Source organism: Paraburkholderia solisilvae (assembly GCF_902859875.1).
GTDB lineage: Bacteria > Pseudomonadota > Gammaproteobacteria > Burkholderiales > Burkholderiaceae > Paraburkholderia > Paraburkholderia solisilvae.
In genome coordinates this window covers 1-9,476 of sequence record NZ_CADIKF010000096.1, presented here as the reverse complement: position 1 = coordinate 9,476, position 9,476 = coordinate 1, and the positions used below count along the sequence as shown (strand labels likewise).

The 9,476-nt window shown below is 64.4% G+C and carries 10 protein-coding genes; 7 read left to right on the top strand and 3 right to left on the bottom strand.

The features are described from left to right. Positions 1-294: 294 nt before the first annotated feature. The 7 genes from rpsF (at position 295) to HV675_RS31465 (ending at position 5,181) form a co-directional block, all read left to right on the top strand. Positions 295-669: a 30S ribosomal protein S6 gene (gene rpsF / locus HV675_RS31495; RefSeq protein WP_175115372.1), complete on the top strand. Its 375-nt coding sequence runs from the start codon at positions 295-297 to the stop codon at positions 667-669. A gap of 91 nt (positions 670-760) precedes the next feature. Next, positions 761-1,060, top strand: a complete 300-nt coding sequence (gene priB, locus HV675_RS31490; protein WP_175115371.1) for a primosomal replication protein N — start codon at positions 761-763, stop codon at positions 1,058-1,060. 2 nt (positions 1,061-1,062) lie between these two features. After that, on the top strand, positions 1,063-1,338 hold the full coding sequence (rpsR, locus tag HV675_RS31485; RefSeq protein ID WP_134190988.1) for a 30S ribosomal protein S18: 276 nt from the start codon (positions 1,063-1,065) through the stop codon (positions 1,336-1,338). A gap of 27 nt (positions 1,339-1,365) precedes the next feature. After that, the gene (gene rplI / locus HV675_RS31480) at positions 1,366-1,818 is read left to right on the top strand and encodes a 50S ribosomal protein L9 (protein WP_175115370.1); all 453 of its coding nucleotides are present in this window, start codon (positions 1,366-1,368) and stop codon (positions 1,816-1,818) included. Between the two features lie 169 nt (positions 1,819-1,987). Continuing rightward, positions 1,988-3,376 (top strand): replicative DNA helicase, encoded by a 1,389-nt coding sequence (locus HV675_RS31475; protein WP_175115369.1) that lies wholly within the window; start codon positions 1,988-1,990, stop codon positions 3,374-3,376. Positions 3,377-3,544: 168 nt separating this feature from the next. Next, positions 3,545-4,171: a DUF47 domain-containing protein gene (locus tag HV675_RS31470; RefSeq protein WP_175115368.1), complete on the top strand. Its 627-nt coding sequence runs from the start codon at positions 3,545-3,547 to the stop codon at positions 4,169-4,171. After that, a complete protein-coding gene (locus tag HV675_RS31465) occupies positions 4,171-5,181 on the top strand; it encodes an inorganic phosphate transporter (RefSeq protein WP_175115367.1) in 1,011 nt (336 codons plus the stop codon). The genes HV675_RS31470 and HV675_RS31465 overlap by 1 nt, the downstream gene beginning before the upstream one ends. 48 nt (positions 5,182-5,229) lie before the next feature. Here HV675_RS31465 and HV675_RS31460 read toward each other — a convergent pair whose 3' ends face one another. The 3 genes from HV675_RS31460 to HV675_RS31450 form a co-directional block, all read right to left on the bottom strand. Then, on the bottom strand, positions 5,230-6,036 hold the full coding sequence (locus tag HV675_RS31460; protein ID WP_175115366.1) for an SDR family NAD(P)-dependent oxidoreductase: 807 nt from the start codon (positions 6,034-6,036) through the stop codon (positions 5,230-5,232). Positions 6,037-6,287: 251 nt separating this feature from the next. Further along, the gene (locus HV675_RS31455; protein ID WP_175115373.1) at positions 6,288-7,622 is read right to left on the bottom strand and encodes a C40 family peptidase; all 1,335 of its coding nucleotides are present in this window, start codon (positions 7,620-7,622) and stop codon (positions 6,288-6,290) included. 366 nt (positions 7,623-7,988) lie between these two features. Beyond that, positions 7,989-9,476: PhoH family protein (locus HV675_RS31450; RefSeq protein WP_175115365.1), on the bottom strand; the 1,488-nt coding region annotated here is incomplete at its 5' end.

Here is a 9,476-nt window from a genome sequence, read left to right as displayed (position 1 = left end):
CCGCGGCGGGTGGCCCGCACGGCGGGGCTTCGAGCGCGGCCTGCGCGCGGACGACCGCCCGGTGCGCAAACGCGAGGTCGATTCGGCGCTCGCGCCCGCAGAAAAGGCGACAAAGTCGCCTACCCACCGCCCGGACGACGATAAATGCTTGAAAACAAGGCCAAAAGAGGCTGGGAACACACCGATTTGTGTTGCACTCGGTCCCCAACCCGGTTACACTTTTGGGCTTCTCACTTGCCACACCGGTTCGACGCCCGGGTGGCTTTATATCCAAAAGCGACTTAAGGAGTGTGTATGCGTCATTACGAAATCGTCTTTATCGTGCACCCCGATCAGAGCGAGCAGGTGCCCGCGATGATCGACCGGTACAAAACCACGATCACGTCGCACGGTGGTCAGATCCACCGCATCGAAGACTGGGGCCGCCGCCAGCTGGCCTACATGATCGAGAAACTCGCGAAGGCTCACTACGTCTGCATGAACATCGAATGCGACCAGGCCACGCTCGAAGAGCTCGAGCACGCATTCAAGTTCAACGACGCCGTGCTGCGCCACCTGATCGTCAAGCTGAAGAAGGCCGAAACCGGCCCGTCGCCGATGATGAAGGAAGTGCAGCGCGAAGAAGCCAAGAAGGCGGCTGCTACGCAACCGTCCGAAGCGCAGGCTTAAGATTTTCGAGTTAAGCCATCAGAGTCAAGCGTCCGCTTTTGTCATTGCGCATCGTCACAGTGCGCTTTGTCGTTGAACCGGCACTGAATCAATGAACCGGCTGCAACTCACAGCCAGCGTCGTCGAACGCGAACCGGTGCGATATACGCCCGCCGGCGTTCCGATTGCAGGTTGCACGTTGCAGCACCGTACCGAAGTCGTCGAAGCGGGCATCGCCCGCACGGTTGAACTGACGATGCCGGCGGTCGCGGCCGGCGAGGCGAGCGGCAGGCTGGAACGCTGTGCGATGGGCGTCGAAACGCTCTTCACCGGCTTCCTGGCGAAGAAAAGCCGCAACGCGAGAACTCTGGTGTTTCACATCACAGATTTGCAGGACATAGGAAAGGACTGAACATGCCCCGCCCGACTGGTAAGAAATTCGACAAGCGTCGTCAGCAACAAAACCCGCTCTTCAAGCGCAAGAAGTTCTGCCGCTTCACGGCTGCTGGCGTCGATCAGATCGACTACAAAGACATCGAAACGCTGAAAGACTTCATCGGCGAAAACGGCAAGATCACGCCGGCGCGCCTCACGGGTACGAAGTCGCACTATCAACGCCAGCTGGACACGGCCATCAAGCGCGCGCGTTTCCTCGCGCTGATGCCGTACACCGACCAGCACAAGGCCTAACCCGACGGCGCCACAAGGAGCAATTGAATGCAGATCATTCTTCTCGAAAAAGTCGTCAACCTGGGCAACCTCGGCGATATCGTCAAGGTGAAGGACGGCTACGCACGTAACTTCCTGATTCCGAACAAGCGCGCCCGCCGCGCGACGAAGGAAGCAATCGCCGAATTCGAAGTCCGCCGCGCGGAACTCGAAAAGATCGCCGCCGACAAGCTGGCCGCCGCGCAGGCGCTCGGCGAAAAGATGGCCGGTCTGTCGGTGCAGATCAGCCAGAAGGCTGGCGTCGACGGCCGTCTGTTCGGCTCGGTGACGAACGCGGACATCGCCGTCACGCTGACCAAGCAAGGCTTCGCAGTCGAAAAGGCGCAAGTGCGCATGCCGGAAGGCCCGCTGAAGACGGTCGGCGATCATCCGGTGCAGGTTTCGCTGCATACGGACGTGCATGTCGACATCACGGTGTCGGTGCTGGGCGAGCACGTCTAAGTACGCGAATCGACGCGCGATCACGCGTCGCGTCGTGTCGTAAAAAAAGTCGCCGGGCAGTCGCGGGCGCAAAGGCAGGGGCCGGGAAACCGGCCCCTGCCTTTTTTGTCGCCGCAGCGCCTGCCGGCGCGCTTTGCTCACGCGCGCATTTGCCCGATAATCCCACCCCATGAACGCACCGCCGAAAGACCCCCAGATCGAATCGCTGAAAGTCCCGCCGCATTCAATCGAGGCCGAGCAATCGGTGCTCGGCGGGTTGCTGCTCGACAACGCCGCATGGGACCGCATCGCGGATTTCCTGTCGCAAAGCGACTTCTACCGGTACGACCACCGGCTCATTTACGAGCACATCGGCAAGCTGATCGCGGCGACGCGGCCGGCCGACGTGGTGACGGTATTCGAGGCGATGACGACCTCGGGCAAGGCCGAGGAGGTCGGCGGCCTTGCGTATCTGAACGCACTCGCGCAGAACACGCCGAGCGCCGCGAATATCCGCCGTTATGCGGAAATCGTGCGCGACCGCGCAGTGCTGCGGCGGCTCGTGTCGGTGGCCGATGAAATTTCCGCGGACGCCTTCAATCCGCAGGGCAAGGAAGTGCGTCAGTTGCTCGACGAAGCGGAATCGAAAGTGTTTTCGATCGCTGAAGACGGCGCGCGCGGCACGCAGGGCTTTCTGGAAATCGGTCCGCTGCTCACCCAGGTGGTCGAGCGTATCGACACGCTGTATCACACCGCGAATCCGAGCGATGTGACCGGCACGCCGACCGGCTTTGTCGACCTCGACCGGATGACCTCCGGCATGCACGGCGGCGAGCTGATTATCGTGGCGGGCAGACCGTCGATGGGTAAGACCGCGCTGTCGATGAATATCGGCGAATACGTCGCGGTCGAGTACGGTTTGCCGGTGGCCGTGTTCTCGATGGAAATGCCAGGCACGCAGTTGACGATGCGTATGCTCGGCTCGGTCGGTCGTCTCGATCAGCACCGCATGCGCACCGGGCGTCTGACCGACGAAGACTGGCCGAAGCTCACGCACGCCGTGCAGAAAATGAGCGAGGCGCAGATCTTCATCGACGAAACCGGCGGTCTGAATCCGATGGAGTTGCGTTCGCGCGCGCGGCGTCTCGCGCGGCAATGCGGCAAGCTCGGGCTCATCATCGTCGACTATTTGCAGCTGATGAGTTCGTCGTCGTCAGGAGAAAACCGCGCGACGGAAATCTCCGAAATCTCGCGTTCGCTCAAGAGCCTCGCGAAAGAGCTCGACGTGCCGGTGATCGCGCTGTCGCAGCTCAACCGCGGCCTCGAGCAGCGCCCGAACAAGCGGCCGGTGATGTCGGACCTGCGCGAATCCGGCGCTATCGAACAGGACGCGGATGTGATCCTGTTTATCTATCGCGACGAGGTCTATAACCCGGACAGCCCGGACAAGGGTACCGCCGAGGTTATCGTCGGCAAGCAGCGTAACGGGCCGATCGGCGCGGTCAGGCTCACGTTCCTCGGTCAATACACCAAGTTCGACAATTTCGCGGGCGCGCAGACGTTCTACGGCAGCGAGTAGGGCGCAGGCGCAGGGTGGCAGCCGGTGCGCGCCAGTCGCATCGACGCCACGCCGGACTATCCAAAGTCAGTGCCGCGACGGATGGCGGACGGTACAATATGTCGGATTTATGACAGGCAAGCTGTCATCCCTTCATCGCCGGTCCGATAGCCTTCCCGCAGGAATCCAATGTTCGGTCGCTTCATGCCCACCGAGGGCAAATTCTTCGACATCTTCAACGCGCATGCGACATACATCGTTGCTGCGAGCCGCGAGCTCGAGCTGCTGATCGACAACCTCGCCGACGCGGAAATTCATAAGCAGAACGTGCAGGCCGCCGAAAAGGCCGCCGACAAGCTGACGCACGAAACCATCGACCTGCTGCACAAGACCTTCATCACGCCGCTCGACCGCGACGAAATCCACAAGCTGATCAGCACGATGGACGACATCCTCGACCTGATGGAGGACGTCGCAACCGCGATTTCGCTTTACGACGTGCGGGCCGTGACGTCGGAGGCGAGCCAGCTCGCGCATATCTGCACATCGACCTGCGAGCGCGTGCAGGCGGCGGTCGGCATGCTGTCGGACATGAAGCAGGCGCGCGCGATCCTGAAAGCCTGCGAAGATATCGATCGCCTCGAGTCCGAAGCGGACCGCGTGTTGCGCTCGGCGATGTCGAAGCTCTTCCGCGAAGAAGACGACGTGAAGACGCTGATCAAGCTGAAGGCCATCTACGAACTGCTCGAAACGGTCACCGACAAATGTGAGGATGTCGCGAACATCATCGAAGGCATCGTGCTGGAAAACGCCTGATGCATTCGATACAACTTGCCATCTGGACCGTCGCGACGCTGGTGATGGTCGCGCTGGTGTTCGACTTCATGAACGGCTTTCACGACGCGGCGAATTCGATCGCCACGGTCGTGTCGACCGGCGTGCTCAAGCCGCAACAGGCGGTCGCGTTCGCGGCGATGTTCAACGTGATCGCGTATTTCATCTTTCACCTGAAGGTCGCGCAGACGGTCGGCAAAGGCACGATCGATCCCGCCATCGTCGACCACTACGTGGTGTTCGGCGCGCTGGTCGGCGCGATCGGCTGGAACATCGTTACCTGGTACTACGGCATTCCGTCGAGCTCGTCGCATGCGCTGATCGGCGGGTTGGTCGGCGCCGCGCTCGCGAAGTCGGGGTGGGGCGCGCTGAACCTCGACGGACTGCTGAAGACGATCGCCTTTATCTTTATCTCGCCGCTACTCGGTTTCGTGCTCGGTTCGTTTTTCATGCTGAGCGTGTCGTGGCTGTATTTCCGCACGCCGCCGAGCCGGGTCGACCGGCGCTTCCGGCGGCTGCAGCTGCTGTCGGCCGGTCTTTATAGCCTTGGACACGGCGGCAACGATGCGCAGAAAACCATCGGCATCATCTGGATGCTGCTGATCGCGACCGGCTACGCGTCGGCGAGCGCCGATGCGCCGCCGCTGTGGGTGATCGGCGGCTGCTATCTGTCGATGGGGCTCGGCACGCTGTTCGGCGGCTGGCGCATCGTGCGCACGATGGGGCAGAAGATCACGAAGCTCAAACCGGTCGGCGGTTTTTGCGCAGAAACCGGCGGCGCGCTGACGCTCTTTTTCGCGTCGTGGCTCGGTATTCCGGTGTCGACCACGCATACGATCACCGGCGCGATTGTCGGCGTCGGCGCGACGCAGAAACTGTCGGCGGTGCGCTGGGGTGTCGCGGGCAATATCGTGTGGGCGTGGATTCTGACGATCCCTGCGTCCGCGGTGCTCGCGGGCGCAGGGTGGTGGTTCGGGCATCGCTTCCTGTAGCGCGCGACGTGCGTTGCGACGGCGCGGCGCCCGCGCCGCCTGCGTGCATCAGATGATCGGTGCGGAGAGGCCGTCCATCGGCACGATCGCGCCGGACACATAGCTTGCGCGGCGGCTCGCCAGAAACAGCGCGACATCGGCAATCTCCTCCGGCTTCGCGTAACGACCGAGCGGCACTTTCGCTTCGCTGCGCGCACGCGCTTCGGCGATATCGATACCTTGCTGCTGGGCCTCGACCGCGAGTCCTTCTTCGACGCGTTCGGTCAGCGCGAGGCCCGGGTTGATCGCGTTGATGCGAATGCCGTAGCGCGCGTGATAGTGCGCAAGACCGACGGTGGCGAGCATCAGCGCCGCATTGGCCGCGCCGCCCGCGATATGAATGTCCGACGCGTACTTGCCGCCCATCCCGATGATGTTCACGATCGTGCCGGGCGCCGACGTCTCGCCCGATTTCACGCGCGCCACCATGCGGCGCAGCACTTCCTGCTGCGGATAGATATACGGGAAATACTTCGCGTCGATGGCCGCCTTGAACGCGTCGGCGTCGAGCGTTTCCGGGTCGTAGCGGCGCGCGGCGCCCGCACTGTTGACGAGGATATCGATCGGACCGAGCGCCTGCGTCGCTTCGTCGACCACGTCGGCGGCGCTGTGCGGATCATGCAGATCGGCGCGCGCCAGATGAACCTGCAGGCCGTCGCTTTGCAACTGTTCGCGCGCGCGGGCCAGATTGGCCGGGTCGCGCGACACGATCGCGACGCGCGCGCCCTCGAGCGCGAAGGCGCGCGCGCAGGCGAGGCCGATTCCTTTGCTGCCGCCTGTGATCAGAACGATCTTGCCTTTGAGTCCGAGATCCATGGTGGTCACCTGCTGGGCTTGAAATATCGGACACGATAGCAGACGCGCATCGGCTGCGCTCGGGCGTCGGTGGGTCGAGCACTGTCGGTGAGTGCTTGTGCTGACAGCGGGCTTTCGATGTGCGATCCGGTGAGCGCCGGCGGTGCGCCGGCGGAGCGGCACGACCGGCGCGTCCTGTCTACGGCGCAGGCGGCGGCAACGCGATGGGACCGCACGCGCAGGCCGTGCAAGCGGCGTCGCGCGGCCGATCGTCAATAGCGGCTGTTCGCGAAGCCGGCAATCGGATCGTCAGTGGTCTGCGACGGGGCGGGGAGTCCGCGCGATGCGGTCGATGCGCGCATGATCTGCACGCCGCCGCCGGTTTGCGGCGGGCGTTGCCACTCCGACGCGGGCGGTACCGATTGCGCTTGCTGGGCCTGACTCGCGGCAAGCGCGGCGGACGATGGCGGCGGCTCGTAAGCATCGGCGGCGGCGTCGATCGGGTCGGGTGTGGCCGGTGCGGACGAACGGGTGGCGATCGCGCGCGTTTGCGGCGGTGTGCGAACCGGTGCGTCCGCATACGCGGACGATGGCGCTTGCGCGGCCTGCGCTTGCGTCCCCATCGCATTACCGCTGCTGGCGCCGTAGACAGACGCGGATTCGGGCGACGCGACGACGGCCGCCGGCGATACTGCGCCCGCGGCGCGCGCTTGTGATTGCGCGGCGGTCATCGCGGACGGCGGCGGTTCGAACGCATCGACGGGCGTGGCCGCCTCGCTGCCGCCTGCGTTTACGCCCGCGCCGGCGCCGGCCGCCGCACCTGCCGGCGCACGCGAAGCGGCGGTCACGCGGCCATCGCGCGCTGCAGTGAGCGGCGCCTGCGCACGCTCGCTTGCGAATGGTTGCGCGGCGCCTGAAGCGGCGACCGAGTTGGCGCCCGAGGTCGCACCTGAAGCGGCAACCGTCGAGGTGCTCACCGACGCGGCAACCGGCGCAGCCATCGCTTCGCCATCGCGAGACGGTGGCACCGACGCGTCATAGGTCGGCCCATCGAACGGCGTCGGCTTCGGCGGTGCGAGCGGCGCCGCGACACGCCGGATCCCGTCGAAGCGTTTTGCCCAATACGGATTGGTCAGATAGTCGAGCCGCACGGTGCCGCCGGTCGAAGGCGCATTGACGAAGCGCAGCTTGCCGACATAAATGCCCACATGCGAATGCGGCCGGCCGGTCGTGTTGAAGAAGACGAGGTCGCCGGCCGCGATCTCGTCCGGCTCGATCGACGTGCCGCGCGAGCTCATATCGGCGGTGGTGCGCGGCAGGTTCACCGACGCCGCGCGCTGCACGACGTAGTGCACGAGTCCGCTGCAGTCGAAGCCGCTGTCGGGCGTATTGCCGCCCCAGCGATACGGCACGCCGACGAGGCCCATTGCCTGGATCGAGATTTCCTCGCGGCCGACGCTGTGATCGACGAAATTCGGGAAGCCGGGCGGCGGCGGGTGGTAAGCGCCGGCCGTCGATGTTGTGCCGCCGGCGCGGACCGTGCGGGGCGGCGCGCTGGAACAGGCCGCGAGCAACACGGCGAGCAGCAACAGGGCCAGCCCTCTCAGGACGGGCACCAGGTCACGCAACCCGCCAGCAGCCGACGTCCAACCCAAAGGCGTCCAACCTCGAGGCGCCAAACCCAAAGGCGTGAGACCCAGCGACGGAGAACCGGCATGGCGCATGAAAGGCGAGGCGAGCACCAAGCTCGCCCGAAGCAGACGATGCCCGATAGTAGCCCGTCCGGCGAGGCTCCAGCAAGAAAACCTGATGAATTACTTGAAGTTTACGCGCTAACTGTTGCTTTTGAGCTTGCCGGGCGCACCGGCTTAGGGCCGGCTCGACGAGCCCGGAAGACCCAGCCAAATAAAAAGCCGCTTCCGGCGCGAACCGGAAGCGGCTTTGCACAACCCGAACAACAAACCGCGCGACGCTTACAGAATCTCCGACGCGTAGTCCGCGAGCCGCGAGCGTTCGCCGCGCGCGAGCGTCACATGTCCGCTATGCGTCCAGCCCTTGAAGCGGTCGACCACGTAGGTCAGCCCTGAACTGCCTTCGGTCAGATACGGCGTATCGATCTGCGCGATATTGCCGAGGCAAATGATCTTCGTGCCCGGGCCCGCGCGCGTGACGAGCGTCTTCATCTGCTTGGGCGTCAGGTTCTGCGCCTCGTCGATAATCAGATACTTGTCGACGAAGGTGCGGCCGCGCATGAAGTTCATGCTCTTGATCTTCAGCCGCGAGCGGATCAGTTCCTGCGTCGCCGCGCGGCCCCATTCGCCGGCCGCATCGTCGGTCTTCTGCAGCACCTCGAGGTTATCGTCGAAGGCGCCCATCCACGGCTGCATCTTTTCCTCTTCGGTGCCCGGCAGAAAACCGATGTCCTCGCCGACCGGCACTGTCGCGCGCGTGACGATGATCTCGTTGTAGCGCTTTTCGTCGAGCACCTGCGCGAGGCCCGCCGCGAGCGCGACGAGCGTCTTGCCGGTGCCGGCCTGGCCGAGCAGCGTGACGAAGTCGATCTCCGGGTTCATCAGCAGGTTCAGCGCGAAGTTCTGCTCGCGGTTGCGCGCGGTGATCCCCCACACGTTGTTCTTGTGGTGACCGTAGTCGCGCAGCGTCTGCAACAGCGCGGTCTTGCCGTTGATCTCGCGCACGATCGCGTGGAATGCCGGCTCGCCGTTCTGCGGCTCCAGATGGACGAACTCGTTGACCAGCATCGACCCGCACAGCGGCCCGGTCACGCGGTAGTACGTGGTGCCGGTTTTCGTGTCCTGCCAGCTTTCCATGCCCTTCGCGTGACGGGTCCAGAAATCCTGCGGCAGCGCGCGAATGCCGCTGTAGAGCAGGTCCTTGTCTTCGAGAACCTGGTCGTTGAAGTAGTCTTCCGCGGGCAGGCCGAGCGCGTGCGCCTTGATCCGCATGTTGATGTCTTTCGACACCAGCACGACCTGGCGGTCGTCGCGGTCGCGCTGCAGCGCGCGCACGACGCCGAGAATCTGGTTGTCCGCCTTGCCTTGCGGCAAGCCTTCGACCGGCTCGATATCGGTGAGCCTCGTCTGGAAGTACAGGTGTCCGAGCGCCTCGCGGCTGCCGAGGCGCGCGAGCGGAATGCCCTCGGTCATCGGGCCGGCGTTCGCGACCAGCGCGTCGAGCGTGCGGCTCACCTGACGGGCGTTGCGCGCGACTTCCGACATCCCCTTCTTGTGGTTGTCGAGTTCCTCGAGCGTCATCATCGGCAGATAGACGTCGTGTTCCTCGAAGCGGAACAGACACGTCGGATCGTGCATCAGCACGTTCGTATCGAGCACGAAGAGCTTGCGAACCTCGGCGGCCGCGCCGCGCGTGTCGCGCTTCTTCGTGCCGCCGCGCGTCGCGGATGCACCCGCCGCGCCGTTCGCGCCGGCGCCGGCCGGCTCCTT

Bases quoted from the DNA above. Each gene is read 5' to 3' on its own strand.
- rpsF (WP_175115372.1), top strand. From the start codon at position 295: ATGCGTCATTACGAAATCGTCTTTATCGTGCACCCCGATCAGAGCGAG.
- priB (WP_175115371.1), top strand. From the start codon at position 761: ATGAACCGGCTGCAACTCACAGCCAGCGTCGTCGAACGCGAACCGGTG.
- rpsR (WP_134190988.1), top strand. From the start codon at position 1,063: ATGCCCCGCCCGACTGGTAAGAAATTCGACAAGCGTCGTCAGCAACAA.
- rplI (WP_175115370.1), top strand. From the start codon at position 1,366: ATGCAGATCATTCTTCTCGAAAAAGTCGTCAACCTGGGCAACCTCGGC.
- HV675_RS31475 (WP_175115369.1), top strand. From the start codon at position 1,988: ATGAACGCACCGCCGAAAGACCCCCAGATCGAATCGCTGAAAGTCCCG.
- HV675_RS31470 (WP_175115368.1), top strand. From the start codon at position 3,545: ATGTTCGGTCGCTTCATGCCCACCGAGGGCAAATTCTTCGACATCTTC.
- HV675_RS31465 (WP_175115367.1), top strand. From the start codon at position 4,171: ATGCATTCGATACAACTTGCCATCTGGACCGTCGCGACGCTGGTGATG.
- HV675_RS31460 (WP_175115366.1), bottom strand. From the start codon at position 6,036: ATGGATCTCGGACTCAAAGGCAAGATCGTTCTGATCACAGGCGGCAGC.